This window comes from Bacterioplanes sanyensis (assembly GCF_002237535.1).
In the GTDB taxonomy this organism is placed as follows: Bacteria; Pseudomonadota; Gammaproteobacteria; order Pseudomonadales; family Oceanobacteraceae; genus Bacterioplanes; species Bacterioplanes sanyensis_A.
In genome coordinates, this window is the sequence record NZ_CP022530.1 from 34,547 (window position 1) to 58,784 (window position 24,238).

24 protein-coding genes and 1 tRNA gene are annotated in these 24,238 nt (G+C 54.3%); 17 read left to right on the forward strand and 8 right to left on the reverse strand.

Annotated features, from left to right (window positions below; all coding sequences use genetic code 11):
* Positions 1-124 precede the first annotated feature (124 nt).
* The 11 genes from CHH28_RS00165 to CHH28_RS19785 all read left to right on the forward strand — a co-directional run bounded on the left by CHH28_RS00165 (position 125) and on the right by CHH28_RS19785 (position 9,071).
* Positions 125-1,897, forward strand: coding sequence for a tetratricopeptide repeat protein (locus CHH28_RS00165; protein WP_199243957.1), 1,773 nt, complete (start codon positions 125-127; stop codon positions 1,895-1,897).
* Positions 1,897-2,454: a lipoprotein insertase outer membrane protein LolB gene (gene lolB / locus CHH28_RS00170; protein WP_094058412.1), complete on the forward strand. Its 558-nt coding sequence runs from the start codon at positions 1,897-1,899 to the stop codon at positions 2,452-2,454. Before CHH28_RS00165 ends, lolB begins: the two co-directional genes overlap by 1 nt.
* Entirely contained in the window at positions 2,447-3,298 is an 852-nt protein-coding gene (gene ispE, locus CHH28_RS00175) for a 4-(cytidine 5'-diphospho)-2-C-methyl-D-erythritol kinase (RefSeq protein ID WP_094058413.1), read from the forward strand. Before lolB ends, ispE begins: the two co-directional genes overlap by 8 nt.
* Positions 3,299-3,302: 4 nt before the next feature.
* Positions 3,303-3,377: transfer RNA gene (locus CHH28_RS00180), tRNA-Gln, on the forward strand.
* A 50-nt stretch (positions 3,378-3,427) separates the two neighbouring features.
* Positions 3,428-4,369: a ribose-phosphate pyrophosphokinase gene (locus CHH28_RS00185; RefSeq protein WP_094058414.1), complete on the forward strand. Its 942-nt coding sequence runs from the start codon at positions 3,428-3,430 to the stop codon at positions 4,367-4,369.
* Between the two features lie 81 nt (positions 4,370-4,450).
* The gene (locus tag CHH28_RS00190; RefSeq protein WP_094058415.1) at positions 4,451-5,083 is read left to right on the forward strand and encodes a 50S ribosomal protein L25/general stress protein Ctc; all 633 of its coding nucleotides are present in this window, start codon (positions 4,451-4,453) and stop codon (positions 5,081-5,083) included.
* A gap of 70 nt (positions 5,084-5,153) precedes the next feature.
* Positions 5,154-5,741: an aminoacyl-tRNA hydrolase gene (gene pth / locus CHH28_RS00195; RefSeq protein ID WP_094058416.1), complete on the forward strand. Its 588-nt coding sequence runs from the start codon at positions 5,154-5,156 to the stop codon at positions 5,739-5,741.
* A gap of 50 nt (positions 5,742-5,791) precedes the next feature.
* Entirely contained in the window at positions 5,792-6,883 is a 1,092-nt protein-coding gene (gene ychF / locus CHH28_RS00200) for a redox-regulated ATPase YchF (protein ID WP_094058417.1), read from the forward strand.
* Between the two features lie 120 nt (positions 6,884-7,003).
* Positions 7,004-8,185 (forward strand): Bcr/CflA family multidrug efflux MFS transporter, encoded by a 1,182-nt coding sequence (locus CHH28_RS00205; RefSeq protein ID WP_094058418.1) that lies wholly within the window; start codon positions 7,004-7,006, stop codon positions 8,183-8,185.
* An 83-nt stretch (positions 8,186-8,268) separates the two neighbouring features.
* Positions 8,269-8,832 carry a TetR/AcrR family transcriptional regulator gene (locus tag CHH28_RS00210; protein WP_094058419.1) on the forward strand — a complete coding sequence of 188 codons (564 nt, stop codon included), beginning with the start codon at positions 8,269-8,271 and terminating at the stop codon, positions 8,830-8,832.
* Between the two features lie 74 nt (positions 8,833-8,906).
* Positions 8,907-9,071, forward strand: a complete 165-nt coding sequence (locus CHH28_RS19785; RefSeq protein WP_157729692.1) for a hypothetical protein — start codon at positions 8,907-8,909, stop codon at positions 9,069-9,071.
* 24 nt (positions 9,072-9,095) lie between these two features.
* Here the strand turns inward: CHH28_RS19785 and CHH28_RS00215 are convergent, their stop codons facing one another.
* Positions 9,096-9,686: a hypothetical protein gene (locus tag CHH28_RS00215; RefSeq protein WP_094058420.1), complete on the reverse strand. Its 591-nt coding sequence runs from the start codon at positions 9,684-9,686 to the stop codon at positions 9,096-9,098.
* 265 nt (positions 9,687-9,951) lie between these two features.
* Between CHH28_RS00215 and miaB the strand changes: the two genes are divergently transcribed.
* Genes miaB through lnt form a run of 5 tightly spaced genes read left to right on the forward strand, consistent with a single transcriptional unit; the run spans position 9,952 to position 15,230 of the window.
* Positions 9,952-11,292: a tRNA (N6-isopentenyl adenosine(37)-C2)-methylthiotransferase MiaB gene (gene miaB / locus CHH28_RS00220; RefSeq protein ID WP_094058421.1), complete on the forward strand. Its 1,341-nt coding sequence runs from the start codon at positions 9,952-9,954 to the stop codon at positions 11,290-11,292.
* 18 nt (positions 11,293-11,310) lie between these two features.
* Positions 11,311-12,339, forward strand: a complete 1,029-nt coding sequence (locus CHH28_RS00225; RefSeq protein WP_094058422.1) for a PhoH family protein — start codon at positions 11,311-11,313, stop codon at positions 12,337-12,339.
* On the forward strand, positions 12,336-12,812 hold the full coding sequence (gene ybeY, locus CHH28_RS00230; protein WP_094058423.1) for an rRNA maturation RNase YbeY: 477 nt from the start codon (positions 12,336-12,338) through the stop codon (positions 12,810-12,812). Before CHH28_RS00225 ends, ybeY begins: the two co-directional genes overlap by 4 nt.
* Positions 12,809-13,672: an HlyC/CorC family transporter gene (locus tag CHH28_RS00235; RefSeq protein WP_094058424.1), complete on the forward strand. Its 864-nt coding sequence runs from the start codon at positions 12,809-12,811 to the stop codon at positions 13,670-13,672. Before ybeY ends, CHH28_RS00235 begins: the two co-directional genes overlap by 4 nt.
* Positions 13,673-13,694: 22 nt before the next feature.
* The gene (gene lnt, locus CHH28_RS00240) at positions 13,695-15,230 is read left to right on the forward strand and encodes an apolipoprotein N-acyltransferase (RefSeq protein ID WP_094058425.1); all 1,536 of its coding nucleotides are present in this window, start codon (positions 13,695-13,697) and stop codon (positions 15,228-15,230) included.
* Here the strand turns inward: lnt and CHH28_RS00245 are convergent.
* Complete coding sequence (locus tag CHH28_RS00245) at positions 15,166-16,002, reverse strand: FadR/GntR family transcriptional regulator (protein ID WP_094058426.1); 837 nt, start codon at positions 16,000-16,002, stop codon at positions 15,166-15,168. The two genes, lnt and CHH28_RS00245, sit on opposite strands and share 65 nt — an antisense overlap.
* A gap of 148 nt (positions 16,003-16,150) precedes the next feature.
* Here CHH28_RS00245 and CHH28_RS00250 point away from each other — a divergent pair, with 148 nt between their 5' ends.
* Complete coding sequence (locus tag CHH28_RS00250) at positions 16,151-16,492, forward strand: DUF6164 family protein (RefSeq protein WP_094058427.1); 342 nt, start codon at positions 16,151-16,153, stop codon at positions 16,490-16,492.
* Here CHH28_RS00250 and mutT read toward each other — a convergent pair.
* The 6 genes from mutT to ftsZ all read right to left on the reverse strand — a co-directional run bounded on the left by mutT (position 16,479) and on the right by ftsZ (position 24,211).
* Positions 16,479-16,901, reverse strand: coding sequence for an 8-oxo-dGTP diphosphatase MutT (mutT, locus tag CHH28_RS00255; RefSeq protein WP_094058428.1), 423 nt, complete (start codon positions 16,899-16,901; stop codon positions 16,479-16,481). The two genes, CHH28_RS00250 and mutT, sit on opposite strands and share 14 nt — an antisense overlap.
* Positions 16,901-18,118 (reverse strand): bifunctional glutamate N-acetyltransferase/amino-acid acetyltransferase ArgJ, encoded by a 1,218-nt coding sequence (argJ, locus tag CHH28_RS00260; RefSeq protein WP_094058429.1) that lies wholly within the window; start codon positions 18,116-18,118, stop codon positions 16,901-16,903. Before argJ ends, mutT begins: the two co-directional genes overlap by 1 nt.
* An 8-nt stretch (positions 18,119-18,126) precedes the next feature.
* Positions 18,127-20,853 carry a preprotein translocase subunit SecA gene (gene secA, locus CHH28_RS00265; protein WP_094058430.1) on the reverse strand — a complete coding sequence of 909 codons (2,727 nt, stop codon included), beginning with the start codon at positions 20,851-20,853 and terminating at the stop codon, positions 18,127-18,129.
* A gap of 134 nt (positions 20,854-20,987) precedes the next feature.
* Positions 20,988-21,914 carry a M23 family metallopeptidase gene (locus CHH28_RS00270; RefSeq protein WP_094058431.1) on the reverse strand — a complete coding sequence of 309 codons (927 nt, stop codon included), beginning with the start codon at positions 21,912-21,914 and terminating at the stop codon, positions 20,988-20,990.
* A gap of 129 nt (positions 21,915-22,043) precedes the next feature.
* A complete protein-coding gene (gene lpxC / locus CHH28_RS00275; protein ID WP_094058432.1) occupies positions 22,044-22,952 on the reverse strand; it encodes a UDP-3-O-acyl-N-acetylglucosamine deacetylase in 909 nt (302 codons plus the stop codon).
* A gap of 92 nt (positions 22,953-23,044) precedes the next feature.
* Complete coding sequence (ftsZ, locus tag CHH28_RS00280) at positions 23,045-24,211, reverse strand: cell division protein FtsZ (RefSeq protein ID WP_094058433.1); 1,167 nt, start codon at positions 24,209-24,211, stop codon at positions 23,045-23,047.
* Positions 24,212-24,238 lie beyond the last annotated feature (27 nt).

Sequence of the window (24,238 nt, forward strand, 5' to 3'; positions counted from 1 at the left end):
GGTTGCTCCCACGTAAAAGGCGCCGATTATAAAGTAGCCGTGCGACAAAGCCCACGACGAAAACTTTGACTTGAATCGGCATCTAACTCTAAATACACCCACTATTCATAGAATGCGGATATTTATGGCCAGATTGTTTTCCCTGCCCAACCGTCGCCTGCCCCATTGGATGGCCACCCTGGCAGCCCCCATCTACTTGGCCGGCTGTGCCAGTCTTACACCAGCGCCGACAGAGCAAGAAACAACTCCAACTCCATCCGCTGCACAACTAAAGGCACATCAGGTAGAACCAGAACCGGTCCACTATCGCCCGATACCCGCCAACACATTATATGCGTTGTTGGTGGCTGAGTTCGCCGGTCAGCGACAACGCTTTGATGTGTCATTGCACAACTATATGTTGCAGGCGCGCAAGACGGGCGACCCGGAGATTGCCGAGCGCGCCAGCCGCATCGCCAGTTATGTGGGCGCCGACGAGCTGGCAGCCGAGGCAACGGATATCTGGCTGGCAGCCGATCCGGAAGACCCGTCGGCCCACCATTCTGCCGCACAAGCCGCCATTCAGCAGGGGCGTTATCAGGCGGCACTGATGCATTTGCAAGATTTACAGCGACTGGCGGGCGTAAGTCAATTTGATTATCTCGCTGCCAACAGTGGCCAATTACCGCCCGATCAGCAGCGACAACTGCTGCAGCAATTCGTGACGCTGCAGCAGCAATATCCCAACAACGCCAATCTGACCTACGCCGTCGCCATCATGCACCAGCACCTGCAACAGTTTGATCAAGCACTGCAGGGCATGAATACAGCATTGGAGATTCAGCCAGACTACCTCAGTGCGGGCATGCAAAAAGCCCGCTTGTTGGCGCAATTGGAGCGCATCGAAGAAGCGCTGGTGTGGTTAGAGGAGCTGCAACAGCGTCACGCTGAGAATAAAGCCATGAGCGTGCTCTACGCCCGGCTACTGCTCGAACAGCGGCGCATGGAGGAGGCGCGCGCAGCGTTTCGCGACCTACACCAGCGCTACCCTGACGATGAGGCACTGACCTTGTCGCTGGCGTTGCTGGAACACGAGCTGGACACCCCAGAACAAGCGCGTATTTTGCTGCAAAGCTTGCTGAACAGCCGCCGCTACGCCAATGAAGCGCACTTTTATCTGGGCAAGCTGGCGCACAGCGAGCAAAACGACGCATTGGCATTTAAGCACTACAGCGAGGTATCCGACGGGCGTGAGTTTTTGCCCGCGCAGTTGCGCGCCGCTGAGATTCGCCAACAACAGCAAGGATTGACCGCTGCAAGGCGCTACTTGGATGACCGCCGCGCCCTGTGGCCAGAAAAGACCGTCGATTTGGTGCGCATCGAGGCCGAGTTGCTGTCTCAAGATGGCGATATTCCTGCCGCCATAGAACTGTTAGGCCAGGCGCTGCAACTGCAGCCAGAGCACATGGATTTGCGCTACACCCGCGCCATGCTAGCAGGACAAATCGACGACATTGATTTGCTTGAGCGTGATCTGCGCTTCATTATTGAACGCCAACCAGACCATGCCGAAGCCTTAAATGCGCTGGGCTACACCTTGGCGGATAAAACCGAGCGCTGGGAAGAAGCCTACGCCTTAATCCAACGCGCCATCGAGCTGTCGCCCAATAATGCCGCCATCATCGACAGTCTGGGCTGGGTGTATTTCCGCAAAGGCAAGTTGGATAAAGCCCGCCCATTGCTGGAGCGCGCCTTTGAGCTAATGCCAGATCACGAGATTGCCGCTCATTTGGGAGAACTGTTGTGGATCAGCGGTGAGCTCAATGAAGCCCGCGACGTATGGCGCCAAGGTTTGGAACAAACGCCCGACAGCCCACTGATTGAAGAAACCCTGCAGCGATTGGACGCCGACCTGTAATGATCAAAGCTTTTGTTATCGCTGGACTGCTGTTGCTGTCCGGCTGTGCCAGTTTTACCTCACAGCCCGCGCCCTCCGAGCGCTTAAGTTGGGAAGTCCGTGGCAAACTGTCGGTCACCACCCCGCAAGACACAGTGACTGGCTATCTCACCTGGGAGCAGCATGATTCGGCCTACGATCTGTTTATCTCCGGCCCACTTGGGCAAGGAGCGTCGCGCTTGAATGGCAGCGATGCGTTTGCTGAGTTAACCCTGCCAGGCTGGCAGCAACCACAACGAGCGGAGTCCGCTGAGCAACTGTTAGAGCACTACATGGGCTGGTCTTTTCCTGTAGCCAATGTGCGCTATTGGGTACAAGGCCAGCCCAGCCCAGGCGGGGAAGCCAAAATCAAAAAAGATGCCCAGGGCCGACTGACAACGTTGCAACAACATGGCTGGAGCATTCGTTACAGCCGTTATAGCCGCCACGGGCAGCGCTGGCTGCCCGGACTCATCAAGGTAAGCGGCTACGAACATAAATTTATCTTCGCCATCAAGGAGTGGACGCTGCGTGGCTGACTGGTTATCTGTGCCGGCTCCGGCCAAACTCAATTTGATGTTGCACATACTGGGGCGTCGCGACGATGGCTACCACGAGCTGCAGACCCTGTTTCAGTTTCTGGATTACGGCGACGAGTTGCAATTTCGCCAACGCGACGACAATGAGATCACTCTCACTCCGGCCATTGATGGCGTCGATTTTGAAGACAACCTCATCATCCGTGCAGCTCGGGCTCTGCAAGCGCTGAGTGAGAAACCCTGCGGTGCGGATATTCGCCTGCATAAAGTATTACCAATGGGCGGCGGACTGGGCGGCGGCAGCTCAGACGCAGCCACGACCTTGCTGACATTGAACAAATTGTGGCAATTGCACCTCTCGTTAGAGCAACTGGCCGACATCGGTTTACGCTTGGGCGCCGACGTGCCGGTGTTTGTGCATGGCCAAGCGGCCTTCGCGGAGGGGGTGGGCGAAATTCTCACACCAACGCCGGAGCTCGATGAACCCTGGTATTTGGTGGTGGTTCCGCAAGTCCATGTTAATACAGGGAAAATTTTTTCAAATAAATGTTTGACACGTAATACAGCCGCCATTAGTATACGCACCGCGCTGAGGCGAGAGGGAAACAACGACTGCCAAGCAGTTGTTTCGATGCTCCACCCTGAAATAGGTAAAGCATTGAATTTGCTAAATAATTTCTCTCCTGCTAAGCTAACCGGCACTGGAGCTTGCATCTTCTCAAGTTTCAGTTCCGAGCTAGAAGCCATCAAGGTTTCTAAGCAACTGCCGGCCGAGTATTCGACCTTTGTTGCGAAAGGTATTAACCATTCGCCAACGCACAAGGTATTATTCGGACCGTCTTAAAAGTTGGGGTGTCGCCAAGTGGTAAGGCAACGGGTTTTGATCCCGTCATTCGCAGGTTCGAGTCCTGCCACCCCAGCCACCTTCTTCTATGCTTTCCATCATTGATTCATTACATCGAAGAGGCTGCTTGTGTCTAAGTTGATGGTCTTTACCGGTAATGCCAACCCGGAGCTCGCTAAACTCGTCGTTGAACGTCTGGATATTCCGCTGGGTGAAGCCACTGTTGGCAAATTCAGTGACGGCGAAACGACAGTCGAGCTGGATGAAAACGTTCGCGGTAAGGATGTCTTCATTCTGCAACCTACCTGCGCCCCTACCAATGACAATCTGATGGAAGTGCTGCTGTTGTCTGACGCACTACGTCGCGCATCAGCCAGTCGTATCACGGCCGTTGTGCCGTATTTTGGTTACGCCCGCCAGGATCGTCGTCCACGCTCTGCCCGTGTACCTATCAGTGCTCGCGCGGTTGCCGACATGATGTCAGGCGCTGGCATCGACCGCGTACTGACGGTGGATCTGCACGCTGACCAAATTCAGGGTTTCTTCGACATCCCGGTCGATAACGTTTACGGCTCACCTGTGCTGTTGGATGACCTGGAGCGCCAGAACTACGACAACATGACCATCGTTTCTCCAGATATTGGTGGTGTCGTTCGCGCTCGTGCATTTGCGAAGCAACTGAACGTTGACCTGGCCATCATCGACAAACGTCGCCCTAAGGCCAATGTGTCGGAAGTTATGAACATCATCGGTGATGTCAACGATCGTACCTGCGTACTGGTTGATGACATGGTCGATACCGCTGGCACCTTGTGCCAAGCAGCCAAAGCTCTGAAGAACTTTGGCGCGAAAAAAGTTGTCGCCTACTGTACACATCCTGTACTATCCGGCCCCGCTGTTGAGCGTCTGTCCGATACCGAACTGGATGAGCTGGTGGTCAGCGATACCATCCCGTTGTCCGAAGCCGCCAAGGCAACCGGCGTTATTCGTCAATTGACGATCGCAGGACTGCTGGCTGAGTCAATTCGACGCGTCAACAATGAGGAATCCATCAGCGCTATGTTCCGCTGATCGACCTCGCAAGACTTTTTGAAACCGCCTGAACTGGTCGCAAGTTCAGGCGGTTTTGTATTCAACCTAGAGGAAAACACCATGTCAGAATTTACTCTGAATGCAGAAATTCGCGAAGACTCAGGGAAAGGTGCGAGCCGCCGCCTGCGTCGCGAAAACGGCGTACCAGCCATCGTTTACGGCGGCAAAGCCGGCAGCAACGATCGCAAGCCACAATCGATCACTCTGAAAGCCAATGAACTGGCTCGCGCTTTGGAAGAAGAAGCGTTCTACAGCTCTATCATTACCCTGACTGTGGGTGACAAGTCTGAGCAAGTGATCCTGAAAGACCTGCAACGTCACCCAGCTAAAGACCTGGTATGGCACGCTGACTTCCTGCGCGTGAGCAAGTCCACCAAGATCAAAGCACACGTTCCACTGCACTTCATCAACGAAGACAGCTGTGTTGGCGTGAAAATGGGCGGCGGTAAGATTGCTCACCAGCTGACCAACCTGGACATCATCTGTGCAGCGGGCGACCTGCCTGAGTTCATCGAAATCGACATGGCAAACGTTGAAGTGGGCACCGTTATCCACTTGAGCGATCTGAAACTGCCTAAAGGTGTTGAGTCTCTGGCGCTGTCACACGGTGCAGACCACGACACCTCTGTTGTAACTGTTATCGCTCCTAAAGGCGGTGCAGCTGAAGAAGAAGGTGAAGACGCGGCTGAATAAGCCCCATCTCACCCATAAAAAGCGGGGCTGGTCCCCGCTTTTTTGTGTCTGAAATAAAGGTAACACTCTGATGGCAAACTCTATTCAGCTGATCGTTGGCCTCGGCAACCCTGGCGCCGAATACGAACATACCCGCCATAATGCCGGTGCTTGGATGGTAGAGCGCCTGGCGCGTGCCAACGGCATTTCGTTGAGTGCCGATAAAAAATTCTTTGGCTTGTGCGGCAAAGGACGCATTGGCAATCAAGATTGTTTTCTGCTGCTGCCCACCACCTTTATGAACCGCAGCGGTCAGGCGGTCGCGGCACTGGCCAATTTTTATAAGCTAAAACCGGAGCACATATTAGTCGTTCACGATGAACTAGACCTGCCACCCGGTGTTGCCCGCTTCAAACAAGGCGGCGGCCATGGCGGTCAAAATGGCTTGCGCGACATCATCTCCAGCCTTGGCAACAACAAAGATTTTCATCGCCTGCGCATCGGCATCGGCCACCCTGGCGATAAGAGCCGCGTCACCGGTTATGTGCTCGGCCGCGCCAGTAAAGCGGAGCAACAAAGCATGGATAACGCCATTGAAGAAGCCATGTGCGTACTTCCCGACGCCATGACAGGTGATATGGCCAAAGCCATGAATCGACTTCACTCCTATAAAGGGTAAAATACCCGCAATTTTTTCGCCGTAACGCAGTTTCGACACAGGATACAACTATGGGTTTTAAATGTGGCATCGTTGGTTTGCCCAACGTCGGCAAGTCCACCTTGTTTAACGCACTGACGAAAGCAGGCATTGATGCAGAAAACTTCCCTTTCTGCACCATTGAACCCAATGCTGGCGTGGTGAACATGCCAGACAAACGCCTGGATGAACTGGCGGCCATCGTCAATCCTGAGCGCGTGGTTCCGACGGCGATGGAGTTTGTCGATATTGCAGGCTTGGTCGCCGGTGCATCCAAAGGTGAAGGTCTGGGCAACCAGTTCCTGGCCAACATTCGTGAAACCGACGCCATCGCCCACGTGGTGCGTTGCTTTGAAAACGATCAGGTGATTCACGTCGCCAACCATGTTGACCCAGCCGCCGATATTGATGTCATCAATACCGAGCTGATTCTGGCCGACCTAGAATCGTGTGAGAAGCAGTTGCAACGAGTAGTCCGCGTTGCCAAAGGCGGCGATAAAGACGCCATTGCCCAAAAAGCCCTGCTAGAACGCCTGATTCCACACTTTGAGGAAGGTAAAACTGCGCGCATGCTGGACATGAGCGATGATGAGCTGAAGCTGTCACGCCAGTTCCACCTACTCACCACCAAGCCCACCATGTACATTGCCAACGTCGATGAAGACGGCCTAGAAGGCAACGCCTACGTCGATAAAGTGCGTGAAATCGCCGACAGCGAAGGCGCTTCCGTGGTGGTGGTGTGTAACAAGATCGAAGCCGAAATTGCCGAGCTAGACGACGAAGACAAAGACGAGTTCCTGGCCGACATGGGTATGGAAGAAGCTGGCTTAGACCGAGTGATTCGCGCTGGCTACGAGCTGCTGGGCTTGCAAACCTACTTCACCGCCGGGGTGAAAGAAGTACGCGCCTGGACCATTAAAATTGGTGCAACCGCGCCACGTGCAGCAGCGGCCATTCACACCGACTTTGAGCGTGGTTTTATTCGCGCTGAAGTCATCGGTTACGACGACTTTATTGCACACAACGGCGAAACTGGTGCCCGTGATGCCGGCAAATGGCGCCTAGAAGGTAAAGACTACATCGTTAAAGATGGCGATGTGATCCACTTCCGCTTTAACGTGTAACTTGCCAGCACCAGCGCCTGCTCGCTAGGCGCTGGTGCACATCCTGCAACACCCTGTTCGGCCATCCGTACTCGTGAGAAGCAGCAATAAGCGCTATCATCCGCGTTTTTGCTTGCCACCATGCCGCTACCTCTCCTGCTCGCATTACTGACCGCCATCGCTCCGTTGGCCATCGATATGTATTTGCCCGCCGTCGCGGCCATGGCCATCGACCTCAATAGCGAAATCCACCAAGTAGAGTTGTCCGTCAGCACCTTCTTACTCGGCTACGCCGCCGGGCAGTTGTTGGGTGGCCCGATGTCGGACAGGTTTGGACGCAAACCGGTAATCTTGCTGGGGCTCACGTTGTATTTCATTGCCTCGGTGAGTTTGGTGTACATTTCCGACCTCGACAGCTTACTGTGGTGGCGGGCCATTCAAGCGGTTGGCGGTGGTCTGGCCACCGTTAACAGCCCGGCTGTGGTACGCGATCGCTATCAAGGCGATGATATCGCGCGCACCTTATCCATGGTGGCGATGATTATGATGATGGCACCGCTGTTGGCGCCAGCGCTGGGGGCAGTGATTGTCACACTCGGCGACTGGCGTGATATTTTCATCGTGCTGGCGATCTACGCTCTGTTTGTCATTGTGGTGGTCGCCACTACTTTGCCGGAAAGCCATCCACCCGAGCGACGCGTGCGTCAATCGCCTTGGCAGAACTATTGGCAGGTGCTGTGCCACAAACCGTCACAGCCATACATTTTGGCATTGGCGTTTGCCTTCTCGACCATGTTTGTTTTTATCACCGCCGCTCCGTTTTTGTACTTGGAGTACTACCAGCGGCCGCCGTCTCAATTCGCTTGGCTGTTTGGCGCCAACATTTTGGTCATGATGACCCTCAACCGTCTCAATGTCTGGCTATTGCCGCGTTTTGGCAGTCATGTGCTGCTGCAGGCAGGCACTGCGCTGCAGTTGTGCGCTACTGCCCTGCTGGTGTTAGTAACTTGGCTGCTGCCGTCACCACCGCTCGAGCTGGTCTTGCCACTCATCATGTTCAGCGTCGGCTCCCTCGGACTGATTGCTGCCAATGCCTTTAGCATCGTACTGCAGCACTTTCGCAGCATCAGCGGCTCGGCGACGGCACTGATTGGCGTTACCGAGTTCCTCATCGGTGCGTTGTTCGGTTGGTGCTGGACGCTACTACACGATTACAGCGCCCGACCAATGATGCTGATGATGCTGTTTTCCGCCAGTTTGGCCTTCTCATTGGTCTGGATGGCCAACCGTCGCCAGCATTATCCCACTTGTGCAACAAACTGATCTTCCTACAACCAGTCGATTTGCTTTGCCATCATGACGGCTTTGCAGCAGAATGAACGTTCAGTCACAACGCACTTAAAGATATGGATAAACGTCAATGTATTCTGGAAGCCACCGCTGAGCTAATTGCTGAGCACGGCCTTCAAGCTTGTCCGATGTCCGCTGTTGCCCGCCAAGCTGGCTGTGGTGCGGGAACTATCTATCGCTACTTTGAGACCAAAGACGACCTGGTGCAGGAGCTGTACTTGGAGTTGGTCAGACGACTGACCTCGCACTGTCTCGAAGCTTATGACGCAGCTGCATGCGTCAAGCTGCGCTTTTTTCAGTTTTGGGGGAATTTTTATCGCTATATGCGGGCCAACCCAAGAGATTGCGCACTGCTGGAACAAATGTCGGCTTGCCCTGCCATTCATGAAGGCACAATGGAACAAGCCAGTGCCGAGTTGCACGATGTGGTATACGGCATCATTACCGATGGGCAGCAGCAACACGTAGTAAAGATGCTTCCGGAAAAGGTATTAAGCACCTTTGTATACGGTGCGTTATCCACACTGTCAAAGAAGTACAACGCTGAGCCAGCATTGCTGGGCGAGGAGTTGGAACTGGATCAGTTATTAACACTGTGCTGGGACGGCATCAAAGCCTGATCGCACACAGCCCGAATAAGTCAGGGCTGCAATAAAAACAGAATGAACATTCACTCAAGCAAGGTAGGATTATCATGGCAACCACTCAGACTGCCCCGATGCACGCAACTGCTGCAGCTCATCCTGCAGCGCCGCACAGCACTCATGCACAGCGCCCAAACGTGGGTTATTTTGACATGATTGCAGGACTGGCATTGGCGCAAAAGCGCGAACGCCAGCGTCAGCAGCAAGACAGCTAACTGACCAGGGCGTCGCTGATAAGCTCAGTGACGCGTTTCCGAGTCACCCTGATCTGAGTTGGCAAAGTTTGACGGCAGTACGTTCAGCCGGCTCATGACCAACACGCTGTGATCGGGAATGGTGTCACCAGACTCGGTATCTATGCCGTCCAGCAAGATACAGGTGGCATCGATGGAATCCAAAGCGACCACCACGGCTAATGGGAAACCATTTTTGGTATTCAGGGCGACTAGGTCGCCTATCTCCAGTTCCTGGCGCTCGGTATTGAATTCATCGGCCTCCAGCTCTTCACCTGGCCTTGGTGTTCGAAAGCGTGCCAGCGCCACCAAGTGGATAATGCCCTGCACCACGTCATCGGTCAGATCCAATACCAGTTCCGAATCTTCCGATAAGTCCATCACCCGATCAACTAAGGTCATGAACAAGTCGTTATCGTCATCGGACCAGCGTATATCAATGGGGTCAGGGGATCGCCGACGTGACTGAATGGTGACATCGGTAGGAAACTCGGCCGACACTTGGCCGTCGTCGTCAGGCATCAACAAACTGATCATATCGAAGTCGTTTGTCTGTCCGCTGATGCGCCAGAACAGGGGTTGCATCGCTGTAGTCATGAGCAGGCTCCTTGTCCATTGTCGGAATGCTGGGTTGGCCTGATTGGCCGCGATGATTCGACCTCCTCGCAACGAGTGCATGCCCGATGTATAGCAGGGCTGATGAGCGGTGACAAGCCATCCATGGCCCGGAGGTCAACAAACAACGGTCAAGTACGGCGAATGCTGGCGAAGAACTAGTCAGCAATCGTATAATGTCGCGCCTTTTTAACGGTACCGCCGTAAATCACCGAACTAACGCACGATGACAGGTGTTATGACAACAGTGAGCAAGAAACTCTACATTAAGACCCATGGCTGCCAGATGAACGAATACGATTCATCGCGCATGGCGGATATGCTGGGCGAGAGCCATGCCATGGAGATCACAAACAATCCGGAAGAAGCGGATGTGATCCTGCTCAACACCTGTTCTATTCGTGAAAAAGCGCAAGAGAAGGTGTTTCATGAACTGGGTCGCTGGAAGCATCTAAAAGGCCGGAACCCTGATTTGAAAATCGGTGTCGGCGGCTGTGTTGCCAGCCAAGAAGGCGATGCCATTATTCAGCGCGCGCCCTTTGTCGATATGGTGTTTGGCCCACAAACCCTGCACCGCCTACCGGATATGGTTAACAAAGCCAGTAATGCCATCCAAGTAGTGGACATCACCTTCCCGGAAATCGAGAAATTTGACCACCTTCCTAAGCCCAAGGTAGAAGGCAGTTCAGCGTTTGTTTCGGTCATGGAAGGTTGCTCCAAATACTGCACCTTCTGCGTGGTGCCTTACACTCGCGGCGAAGAAGTCAGTCGGCCGATGGCCGACGTACTGGCTGAAGTGGAAGCCCTGGCTGAGCAAGGTGTGCGCGAAGTGAACCTGCTCGGACAAAACGTCAACGCCTACCAAGGTGACACGTCAGATGGCGATGTCGCCGATTTGGCCGAACTGATTACCCAGGTCGCAGACATCGATGGCATCGATCGTATCCGCTTCACCACCTCTCATCCGGTTGAGTTCAGCGACAGCCTGATCGATGTGTATGCAGAGGTGCCCGAGCTGGTGAGCCATCTGCACTTGCCGGTGCAAAGTGGCTCCAACAACATTCTGGCGGCCATGAAGCGCGGCCATGAAGTTGACCTGTACATCGACAAAATCGAGCGTTTGCGCAAGCTGCGCCCAGACATCTCGATTTCATCCGACTTCATTATCGGCTTCCCAGGCGAAAGCGAAGACGACTTCGCCGACACCATGAAGCTGATTGAAACCATCGGCTTTGATACCTCGTTTAGCTTTATTTACAGCCAGCGCCCGGGTACCCCAGCTTCTAACTTGGACGACGACACGCCGGAAGAGGTAAAAAAACAGCGCCTGCAAATTCTGCAAAGTCGTATCGTGCAAAACGCCCAACAGATCAGCCGTCGCATGGTCGGGCGCGAAGAAGTCATTCTGGTCAATGGTGTGTCGAAAAAAGACCTGGGCGACCTGCAAGGACGAACCGAGAACAATCGCGTGGTGAACTTCCACTGCACCGACCACAGCCTGATTGGTAAATTTGTTAAGGTGCGTATTGTCGATGCATATGCCAACAGTCTGCGCGGTGAAGTCATCGACCCAGACAGCGCCTATTAAGCAACCCTGAGGATTCTCTTGAGCGAGCACACTGCCCATAAAACGCCGTCTACTCAGTTCTCATTGGAGCCAGACGACGCTCTGCGCTTGGCAAATCTGTGTGGCCATCTCGATGGCCACCTGCATCAAATCGCCCAGCACTTTCAGTTAGAAATTTACAACCGTGGCAATCAGTTCACCATTGAGGGGCCAGCAGCCGCAGCCACTCGTGCGTCGCGCTTACTGCAACGACTGTACAAAGAAACGCACAATGGTACGGAAATCACGCCAGAGCTGATTCATCTGTTTTTGCAGGAAGACGCCAGCCACGCTGCGCAGGCTCGCCATGGTCGTCAACGACAGAGCAACAGCGTGCGCACCCCACAACTGGAAGTCAAAGCCCGTAGCCCCTCACAAATCGACTATCTGGAACGCATTCGCCAGCACGATTTGAACTTCGGCATCGGACCTGCCGGCACGGGTAAAACCTTTCTCGCGGTTGCAGCGGCGGTCGAAGCGCTGATGCACGACGAAGTGAAACGCCTATTGCTGGTGCGCCCGGCGGTGGAGGCTGGTGAAAAACTGGGCTTTTTGCCAGGCGATCTGGCACAGAAAATCGACCCATACCTGCGCCCTTTGTACGACGCTTTGTATGAAATGCTCGGCTTCGACCAAGTGGCGAAGCTGATGGAGCGCAATGTGATTGAAGTGGCGCCTCTGGCCTATATGCGTGGTCGCACCCTGAGCCATTCATTTGTCATTCTCGACGAAAGCCAGAACACCACCAAAGAACAGATGAAGATGTTTTTGACGCGCATCGGCTTTGGCTCCAAAGCCGTGATCACAGGTGACGTGACTCAGGTCGACTTACCGCGTGGCGTTTACTCCGGACTCAAGCATGGCCTGAGTGTGCTCGACAGCGTTGATGGCATTGGCATTACCCGTTTTGGCAACAAAGATGTGGTGCGCCACCCCTTGGTGCAGCGCATTGTCGACGCTTACGATCGCCACGAGGCCGAAGAGCAACAACAGCAACGCGAGCGTCGCAAACAGGATGACCCGTCATGAGTGCTGAGCTCGATTTACAACTGGCTGAAGAGCTGCAGTCGCGCTATCCGCTGCCCAGTGAGGAGCAGTTTCAACACTGGGTCGATGCGGTGTTATCTCAGCATTGTGAACTGCAGGAACCAGAGCTGACAGTGCGTCTGGTTGGGCAAGATGAGAGCCAAGCGCTCAACTTGCAATATCGCGGAAAAGACAAGCCGACCAATGTCTTATCCTTCCCGTTTGAAGCACCGCCAGAGGTGCCAATTCCGCTGTTGGGCGACTTAATCATTTGCGTAGCAGTGGTCGAGCAAGAAGCCGACCAGCAAGGCAAAACGCCATCGGCCCATTGGGCTCATATGATTGTGCACGGCTGCTTGCATTTGCTGGGGTACGACCATATAAAGGACGACGAAGCGGAGATAATGGAAGGCCTGGAACGCCAGATTTTGGCATCACTGGGTTTTCCCGATCCTTACCTTGATGAGGCCTCATGAGCGAAGACCGATCGAGCGGCCAGCCTAAGAGCTGGCTGGAAAAACTGACCGACCTGTTCTCTGACGATCCACAAAGTCGTCAGGACATCAAAGAAATCGTACGAGAAGCTGCCCAGCGCAGCATCGTAGACACCGAAACCCTGACCATCGTCGAAGGTGCCTTGCAGGTATCAGACATGCAGGTACGGGACATTATGATCCCGCGCGCGCAGATGACGTCCATCAGCATCAACGAAGCCTTGAGCGACGCTCTGACAAAAATCACCGAGTCAGCGCACTCGCGCTTTCCAGTGTTGGGCGACGATCAAGACGAAGTGGTGGGCATTTTGCTGGCCAAGGATCTGCTGCCGCAAATTCTCAACGATCAGCGCGATAGCTTTCGCGTGCAAGACGTTCTGCGCCCAGCCACCTTTGTGCCTGAAAGCAAGCGGTTGAATGTGCTGTTGCAAGAGTTTCGCGCTACGCGCAACCACATGGCGTTGGTGGTGGACGAGTTTGGCGGCGTCGCCGGGCTGGTTACGATTGAAGACGTGCTGGAGCAAATTGTCGGCGAGATCGAAGACGAGCACGACTTTGATGACGAGGACAGTCTGATCAAGGTGATGGACGACGACACCTGCATGGTCAAGGCGCTAACGCCGATTGAAGACTTTAACGAGCACTTTGGCGCCGAGTTCGCTAACAGCGAGTTCGATACCATTGGTGGTATTGTGGTGCATCATTTCGGCCGGGTGCCGGAGTGCAACGAGGCCATCACCATCGATCGCTGGCAGTTTAAAGTGGTCAATGGCTGCAGCCGACGCATCAACCTGCTGCACGTGGTCGAACTGGAACGTCAGGCCGACGAGCAACCTGAATAACCTACCCTAACGGAAACTTGTCATGACACGCGGCTGGTGCAACACCTCCTGGTTCTCCTATTTGGTGTTAGCCACCGCCGGTGCCATGTTTCCTCTGGCTCTGGCGCCACTGTTCTGGTGGCCTTTGGGGCTGCTGAGCGGCGCCATTCTGTATTGGCAGTTAACCTCTTGCAGCACGGCGCGCCAAGCCTTTGTGCGCACCTGGTGGTATGGCTTGGGCCAGTTTGGCGCCGGTGTATCCTGGGTCTATGTGAGCATGCATGACCATGGCGGCACGCCGGCTTGGCTCGCCATCCCCATGGTGGCCGTGTTTGCAGCCTTTCTGGCGACCTTTCCTGCCGCCTGGATGGCTGCTCGTCAACGTTGGTTTGGCCAGACATTGGCGTGGCTGACCTTTCCGGTGTTTTGGTTTCTGCATGAATGGTTTCGCAGCTGGTTTATGACCGGCTTTCCCTGGCTGTTTGTTGGCGATGCACACCTTGCCACTTGGTTGGCAGGCTGGGCACCGCTGCTGGGCAGCTACGGTTTGTCTTTTATCGTTCTGCTCACTGTAACGTCACTGTCGCAGGGCTGGCGCCAACGACAGCCTGCCTACCTGCTGTTTTTGCTGCTGTGGCCAATGGGTGCTTGGTTACAGGGCGTGGAGTGGACGCAGCGTAGCGGTGAGCTGCAAGTCAGTGCGGTACAAGGCAATGTACCGCAGGAGCTGAAATGGAAGCGTGAGCAAATTGAGCCAACCATCGCCACTTATTTCGGCGAAAGTCGTCAACTGTGGCAGTCCGACGTCATTCTATGGCCAGAAACAGCGATGACTTTGCTCTACGATCGTTTCCGCCCCTACATGGATGCCTTAGCGGAGGAAGCGCAGCAGCACAATACCACCATCATCACCGGCATTCCCTACCGGCACCCACCCGGTACCGAGTTGGCTGGCCAATATCACAACAGCGTGGTGGCCATCGGCAATGGCCAGGGCATGTACCACAAGCAGCGCTTGGTGCCCTTTGGTGAGTACGTACCGTTAGAAAACCTGATTCGCGGCTGGATTCCATTTTTCGACCTAGAAATGTCCAGCTTTCTGGCCGGTGATGCTTATCAGCCGCCACTGCTGGTTCGCCAACAAAACGGCGACGAAGAGTCTCTGTTCCTGCTGGCGCCGTTTATTTGCTACGAGATTGCCTATCCCGGCTTAGTGCGGCGCAATGCGAGCAACGCAGACCTGCTGATCACCGTCAGCAACGACGCTTGGTTTGGTGACTCGTTAGGCCCAAAACAGCACTTGGCACTGGCGCAAATGCGAGCATTGGAAACCCAGCGCTATGTACTGAGAGCCACCAATACCGGCATCACAGCATTGATCAACAGCGATGGGGAAATCGTCGAGCGACTGCCGTTCGAGCAAGTCGCCACCCTCACGGCCAGTGCAGAAATGCGCCAAGGGATGACGCCTTATATGATTTGGGGGCTGTGGCCGCTGTATTTGTTGAGCGCCATTATTCTGCTAGTGGCACGGCGCCAACAGCGGACTCAGGCACTGACAGCAGTCCCTTCAAACTGACAATGTTACGGCCGTTTTGCAACGGCGAGCGCAGCAAGCGAGGCTTGGCAGGCCTGCTGGCCAGATCTTGCCGTAACGGCTGCGTCAGCTCATCAATGTAGGCTTGGTATTCAGCGATCAAACCTTGCATATCTTGTGGTTGCTCGGCGCAGCGCAACATAAAACCGACCATGCGCTGTAAATGCGCGGGTGCATCGATCAACTCGTACATTCGCGTGACCAACTGAATACGAATGCGCCGTGAGCTGATGGCCGAGGCTTGCAGTACCTGGTTTCCGGTGGCCACCATCAGTTGATCGATCACCGCCACTTCCTGTTGTGCCAGCAACTCGGCTGGTTGTCCGTCCAATACGCCGTCATAGAGATCACGCACCAGTTCGGTCAGCACACTGTCGTCGGGTACGTCCGGCGAGCGAAAGCGCTGCTCTAACGCCAACTGCAAGGCTGTGGGAATGGCGCGGTTGAACAGCTCCAACCCCGCCAGTAGCAAGTCACTGCCCAATTCCAGCTCGGGGATACGATACAGGTTGTCGAGGAAATCCAGGCCAACGTCAGTGCGATAATCGCTCACCACAATGCCAGAGCCCTGAATGCTGGTGATGGCGTTCATCCGCCCCAACATTCGTAGCGCCATACGCAACGACGTGCGGTCGACGTCTAACAGCTGTGCGAGATGGCGCTCTGGTGGCAGTTTGTCACCGGCGTTGAGGTCCTCGGTGAAAATCAGCGCGATCAGCAAATCGGCGATTTGATCTGGTAATGTTTTGCTCATGGTGAGAAAGTGGCAGCGTTTTTATCGTTGTAATTTTTCTGCCAGTGTCGGCAAATGTTTGATCAGACGCAAGCGCTGAACGGCGGCTTGCATCGAACTATTTCACCGCCTGGCCTGACTGAACATCTGTTGTAAGTGGGAGGCCCCTTTGGCCAAACTGCTGTTCCGCCTGAATGGCGTTGACGAAAGCGAAGCCGACGAAGTGCGCGCACTTCTGGAAGAGTTTGATACCTACGAAACCCACGCTGGGCGTTGGGGGTTGTCGGTGGCTGCAATCTGGTTGAAAGATGAGGACGCTTTTGATGACGCCCGAGCGGTCATCGATGACTACCAACAGCAACGCTCGGAGCGCTTACAGCAAGAGTTTAGCCAACAACCCATCGTGCCTTTTTGGCAGCGTGTGCAGCAGCGACCGGCCGACCACATAGCGGTGGCCATCGCCATTGCTCTGGTATTAGCGCTGATGGTGTGGCCGTTTACGAACTGGTAACCGCCAGGTGCTGCTGGATAGCAGTCAGTATGGGGGCATTGGCCGCAGGAAAGTCGAAGCGTGCCAGCTCTTCCGCTGCTACCCAGCGTACTTTCTGACCTTCCGCGCCATGCGCCAGCAGGGCATCGTTGATGCCGACTTCAACCCAGTACACATCCAGCAAGACGTGCTTATCAGGGTATTCAAATGGAATCTGCAGCAGCGGCGCCATGTTCGACTCAGAGGTCGGTAATGCGACCTCCTCGTCCAGCTCACGTTTCAGCGCCTGCGGCACAGTTTCGTTGGCTTCCACTTTACCGCCGGGAAACTCCCACAAACCGCCCTGGTGTTTGTCATCCGGGCGTTTGGCAATCAAAATGTCGCGCTGATTGACGCAAGCAACCGCGACAGCAACATGAACCTGCTTCATTAGGATCGGTAATCCGCGTTAATAGATACGTACTCGTGGGACAAGTCGGACGTCCACAGAGTGTCGCTGCAATCACCTCGGCCCAGTTCAATGCGCACCAGAAACTCTGCTTGCGCCAGCACCGCTGCGCCGTGCTCTTCCTGGTAGCTGGCACAACGACCGCCGTTTTCGACGATCTGTACGTCATTGAGGAAGATATTCACCTGATCGACTTGCAGATCATCAATGCCAGCGCGACCAACAGCCGCCAGGATGCGTCCCCAGTTTGCATCAGAAGCGTACATCGCCGTTTTTACCAGCGGCGAGTGTGCCACTGTGTAAGCCACATCCAACGCTTCTTGTGGCTGAGCAGCGCCATTGACCTGCAACGTCACAAACTTGGTGGCCCCTTCTCCGTCACGCACGATCGCTTGTGCCAATACCTGAAACGCCTGTTTCAGAGCGGCAAATAAAGCATCCGCTCCCGGACTGTCATCACGGTCAATATGCAATCCACCACGGCCACTGGCTATCAGCATGCAACAGTCGTTAGTTGAGGTATCACCATCGATGGTAATGCGGTTGAAGGAGCTGTCGGCCAACTGTCCACACCAACGTTGCAGCAAGACCGCATCGATGCTGGCGTCGGTAGCGATAAAGCCTAACATGGTCGCCATATCGGGTTTGATCATGCCCGCACCTTTGGAAAGGCCGGTAATGGTTACCGTTTCACCGGCGATCACCAACTGCTGACTGTAGCCTTTCGGTACCGTGTCCGTGGTCATGATGCCCGCTGCTGCACGATCCCAGTGATCGTCACTCAGATCCTGCAGCGCCGCTGGAATACCGCGCTCAAAGGCCGTCATGTTCAAGGGCTCGCCAATCACACCGGTGGAGAATGGTAATACCTGCTCCATCGCACACTGACCGGCCTCGGCCAGTTGCTGACACGACTGCAATGCATCCTGCCAGCCCTGCTCACCGGTACCGGCGTTGGCATTGCCGGTATTGATCAGCAAATAGCGCGGCGTAGAGTGCTGCAAGTGCTGTCGACACACAGAGACCGGGGCGGCACAAAAGGCGTTGCGGGTAAATACGCCCGCGCACTGACTGCCCTCGGCCAATTCGATGATGACCATGTCATCACGCTCAGGGTAACGCATGTTCGACTGAGCAACGCCCAGTCGAACACCCGCGATCGGCAGATAGTCAGTAAAGCGACGAATATTAACGGCCATACGATTTCCTACGACAGCTTACCGTGACAGTGCTTGTACTTTTTGCCCGAGCCACATGGGCAGGCTTCGTTGCGTCCGACTTTCCGCTCGTCACGAACAAAGGGTTGCGCCGCATCGTCGTCTACCGCAGAGTCCTCTTCACCCATAGCGCTGGCGCTTTCGTGCTGGTACTGAGCCGCAGCGGCTTGTGCTTCGGCCTCAGCGCGACGACGCTCTTCCATTTCACGCACGTCGTCTTCCTGGCGGACTTTGACGTGGGACAAAATACGAATGGTGTCATGCTTGATGTTGTTCAACAGCTGTTGGAACAACTCAAACGACTCACGCTTGTATTCCTGCTTAGGATTCTTTTGGCCGTAACCACGCAAGTGAATGCCTTGGCGCAGGTGATCCATAGTGGCCAAGTGTTCTTTCCACAGGTTGTCGACGATTTGCAGCATGACCTGCTTCTCGAAGGTACGAATCACTTCCGAGCCTACCGCCGCTTCTTTTTCTTCGTAGGCTTGGGTCACCGCCGCCAAAATCCGCTCGCGCAGGGTTTCTTCGTACAGTTTGTCTTCGTTGTCCAGCCACGACTGCACTGGCAACTCAACATCAAATTCCGATTTCAACTCGGCTTCCAGCCCAGCGATGTCCCACTGGTCTTCCAAACTTTGTGGAGGAATAAAACCATCGATCGCGCGATTCACCACGTCCACACGAACATTGCTGATGACGTCGGAAATGTTTTCCGCAGCCATTAACTCGTTGCGCTGATCGTAAATAACGCGGCGCTGGTCATTGGCAACGTCGTCGTATTCCAGCAGTTGCTTACGAATATCGAAGTTACGGCCTTCCACTTTACGTTGTGCTTTTTCAACGGCGTTGGTGACCATTTTATGTTCGATGGATTCACCGTCTTTCATGCCCAGAGCGTGCATCATGTTGCGCATACGCTCGGACATAAAGATGCGCATCAGGTTGTCTTCTAACGATAAGAAGAAACGCGTGGAACCCGCATCGCCCTGGCGCCCTGCACGGCCACGCAGCTGGTTATCGATACGACGCGACTCGTGCCGTTCAGTACCAATGATATGCAGGCCACCGGCTGCTAACACGGCATCATGGCGTTGCTGCCAGTCCGATTTAATCTTAGCGATTTGCTCGTCAGTAGGATTGTCCAACGCCGCAATTTCCGCTTCCCAGCTCCCCCCCAACACAATGTCGGTACCACGACCGGCCATGTTGGTGGCAATAGTAACGGTGCCAGGGCGACCGGCGTCGGCAATAATTTGCGCTTCGCGATCGTTTTCTTTAGCGTTCAGAACGTTGTGTGGGACCTTGGCTTTTTGCAGTACTTGAGAAATGTACTCCGACGATTCGATCGATGCCGTACCCACCAACACCGGACGCTTTTCAGCGATCACTTGGCGAATTTCTTCCACCACCGCATCGTATTTTTCACGCTGTGAGGCGTAAATGACGTCGTTATAATCGATACGCTGAATCGGTTTGTTGGTGGGAATCACCACCACGTCCAGACCATAAATTTGGCGGAATTCAAACGCTTCGGTATCGGCAGTACCCGTCATACCGGCGAGTTTGCCGTACAAACGGAAATAATTCTGGAAGGTGGTGGAAGCCAGGGTTTGGCTTTCTGGCTGAATATTAACGCCTTCTTTGGCTTCGATGGCTTGGTGCAGACCTTCGCTCCAGCGACGACCTGGCATGGTACGCCCGGTATGCTCGTCAACAATAACGATCTGACCGTTTTGAACGATGTAGTCGACGTTCTTTTGATACACGGCGTGCGCTTTTAGCGCGGCATGAACATGGTGCAACATATTCAAATTCGAAGTGGCGTATAAACTTTCGCCATCTTTCAGCGCACCTGCTTCGGTCAGCAGCTCTTCGACGAACTCGTGGCCTTCTTCGGTCAACTCGATCGAGCGTTGCTTTTCATCCACCACAAAATGGCCACTCATGGTGCCATCTTCTTCGTTAACTTGACCTTGCTCGATACGAGGAATCAGCTGGTTAATCAGCTTGTACAGTTCTGAGCTGTCCTCGGCCGGGCCAGAAATAATCAACGGCGTACGGGCTTCGTCGATTAAGATAGAGTCCACTTCATCGACAATGGCAAAGCTCAAATCGCGCTGCATTTTGTCATCGATGGAAAACGCCATGTTGTCGCGCAAATAGTCGAAACCAAATTCGTTGTTGGTGCCGTAAACGATGTCGCACTGATAGGCTTCACGCTTTTCATCGCTGCTTTGACCGGGCACAACCACACCAACAGACAAACCCAAAAATTCGAACAGCGGACGCATCCAATTGGCATCGCGTCGAGCCAGGTAGTCGTTCACCGTCACCACGTGCACACTGTTGCCGGTCAACGCATTGAGATAACTCGGCAGAGTCGCCACCAGGGTTTTACCCTCACCGGTGCGCATTTCAGAAATACGACCTTCGTGCAGCGTCATGCCGCCAATCAGCTGTACATCAAAGTGGCGCATGCCCATCACGCGGCGACTGGCCTCACGACAGACGGCAAAAGCATCCGGCAGTAACGCATCGAGCTTTTCACCGGCGCTCAAGCGCTGTTGAAAGTCTGCAGTTTTGGCCGCCAGTGCTGCGTCATCCAGCGACTGTAGCGATTCTTCAAGTGCATTAATGCGGGCAACGACTTTGCCCATACGTTTCAGTTCGCGGTTGTTTTTGCTGCCAACCAGCTTACGAAAAAAAGTACCTATCATGGTGTTGTTGTAGTCCAAACAGAAAAGAGCGAGCCGGGTCGACTAGCCAGAGCCAGCCTGTGAGCGCTATGCCGAAAACCGGTAAAGGCTACTTATAACCCAGAATGATGACAAGCGTATTGAACCGGCTCACGTCAGCGAGGACGGCGGTGAATATAAGCGGCGGGATCGACCGTGCGGCCGTTTTTATACACTTCGAAATGAACATGGGGGCCGGTCGAGCGACCAGTGGAACCCATTAAGGCGATTACATCGCCTTTGCGCACAACATCGCCAACGTCGACTTTTAGCTCTTTGCAATGCGCGTAACGGGTTTTATACCCATTGCCGTGATTCAGCTCGACCATGTTGCCATAGCCAAAACGATCCCCTGACCAAGTCACCACACCTGCCGCGACGGCGACAATGTCTGCGCCATCTTTACCGGCAAAGTCGACGCCAGCATGCCAAGCAGGGCGCCCGGTGAATGGATCGGTACGATTGCCATAGCGGGAGGACATCCAACCACGCGTGATTGGTCGGCCAGCGACAAACGTGGCCTTATTAAATTTGTCCGCCGACATCAGATCATCCAGCACCTCAAGCTGTTGCTCACGGCTGTCGATGCTGGCTGCCAGTTGATCTAAAACATCGTTAATTTCTGGAGATTGATAGGACTGGCCTAACTCACCGGGTCCGCCCATCGCCGGAGCGACGCCAAAATCAAATTCTTCACCCTGCAGGTCGGCAACATCGATCAGGCGCTCGCCTAAAGCATCCAGACGCACCAGTCGAGCCTGTAACTCGGCTAGCCTCAGTGTCAGAGCATCAAGTTCTTGGCCGGTTTGCTCACGGATTTGCTGCAGCTGCTGACGCTGGTGATCCAGGTCACGCTCCCAAGCTTTGGCGGTATTGAGATCCAGGATGCCTTCGTCGGCCAGATGTTGCGCCAGCCAATACCCACCGCTTCCCATTGCAAAAGGCAATGCAAATAGCAAACCCAGCATCATGGTTTTGGCCGTAGTGCTCAGGGTTAGGGTCTTGGATTCACCATGTCGGCGTCCGACGATAATGATGTTCATACCATCTGGGTCAGGTGTGCTGACGCTTCCTCATCACAAATAGAGTGGCGACCACTCAGATACAACAAAGGCCATACCTCAGTATGGCCTTTGTGAGAGAATACTCAAATCAGCGTTGATTGCAACGCATTAACCGGCAGCAGCGGGTCTCATGTAGGCGATTGGCGCTTCTTGCTCGGTAAACTCGACAAACTCCCAAGCGTCTTCGCAGGCCAACAGCTCACGCAGCAAGCAGTTGTTGAGTCCATGGCCGGATTTGTATCCGACAAACTCACCAATCAGGCTGTGCCCCAGCAAATACAGATCGCCGACAGCATCGAGTATCTTGTGCTTCACAAACTCGTCATCGCTGCGCAGACCGTCTTCGTTTAACACCCGGTAATCATCCACAACGATGGCGCACTTCACACTGCCGCCCAGCGCCAGGTTTTGCGAGCGCATGTACTCGAGATCCTTGGTAAAACCGAAGGTCCGAGCGCGACTGACTTCTTTTACATACGAAGTCGATGAGAAATCCAGACTGGCCTTTTGAATGCTCTGACGCAGCACGGGGTGGTCAAAGTCGATTTCAAAGCTCACTTTGAAGCCGTCGTAGGGCAAGAAGCTAGCTACTTTGTCGCCATCACGGACTTCAACTTTCTTTTTAATGCGGATAAAACGTTTCGGCGCGTCCTGCTCGCGAATCCCTGCTGACTGCAGCAAGAATACGAACGGGCCAGAGCTGCCATCCATAATCGGCACTTCTTCCGCACTCAGTTCCACAACAGCGTTATCAATGCCCAAACCTGCAATGGCCGACAATAGGTGCTCGACGGTATCCACACGGACGCCTTCTTTCACCAGCGTGGTCGACATAGTGGTGTCACCGACATTCAATGCGTGAGCCGGGATATCCACAGCGGGATCAATATCGACACGGCGGAACACAATGCCGCTGTTGACCGGCGCCGGCTTTAAGGTCAGGTAAACTTTTTCACCCGAGTGCAAGCCAACGCCGGTGGCGCGGATGGTGTTCTTTAAGGTTCGCTGTCGAATCATACGGACATTCCTGCCATTCCTGAGTATTTTTTACACAACTTTTAAACGGCTGGCATTATAACAACTCTTTCAAGCCGCGCTAGTGCGCCAAATCAGTCTGCCTGACGGCGCAAGAACGCTGGAATATCCAAATAATCCATATCTGGCTTGGAGTTAACCTCTGCTTGCCGTGCTGTGTTGCCACTCGTTTGAGCTGCTGCAACAGTCCGTTCCGACCGTCTAGACTCGGTCACCGCCTCTGTTTGGCGCTGAGTATTGTCCACTACGACCTCGGTTTTGGGCGGTTCGGCCACAGCCGCTTCGGCACTACCCAGACCCGTCGCGACCACAGTGACACGCAGCTCGTCTGACAAATCAGGATCAATAACCGTGCCAACTACCACGGTGGCATTTTCGGAGGCAAACTCCTCAACCACACTGCCCACTTCTGAGAATTCACCCAAGGACAAGTCAAAGCCTGCCGTCACATTCACCAAGATACCACGCGCACCTTGCAAATCGACATCTTCCAACAGCGGGCTACCAATAGCCGCTTCGGCCGCTTCACGTGCTCGGTTGTCGCCAGTAGCCGAGCCGGTGCCCATCATGGCTTGCCCCATTTCTGACATCACCGTACGCACGTCGGCAAAGTCGACGTTAATCATACCTGGGCGAGTAATCAGATCGGCAATTCCCTGCACCGCACCGTGCAGAACATTGTTGGCTTCTTTAAACGCATCCAGCAGCGAGGTGTTTTTGCCCAACACCGCCAGCAGCTTTTCATTTGGAATGGTGATTAAAGAATCGACGTGTTCACTCAGTTGCTTTAAGCCTTGGTCGGCGATGGTCATACGCTTGCGACCTTCAAACGGGAAAGGCTTGGTAACAACGGCAACGGTTAAAATGCCGAGTTCTTTTGCAACTTCAGCCACCACGGGTGCACCGCCAGTGCCAGTACCGCCACCCATGCCGGCAGTAATAAACACCATATCCGCACCACCAATGGCTTCAGCGATGCGCTCGCGATCTTCAATCGCGGCTTGACGACCAATATCCGGGTTGGCACCTGCACCCAATCCCTTGGTCAAATCACCGCCAAGTTGAATAATGGAACGTGAATGCACATTGCGAAGCGCCTGTGCATCGGTATTGGCACAAATAAAATCGACACCATCAATGTGGTGATCGACCATATGCTGAACCGCATTACCGCCACCGCCGCCAACGCCGACGACTTTGATCACCGCTGATTGTTGAATGTCGTCCGCTAATTCGAACATATCCCCTTCTCTTTGAGACATTGCCTG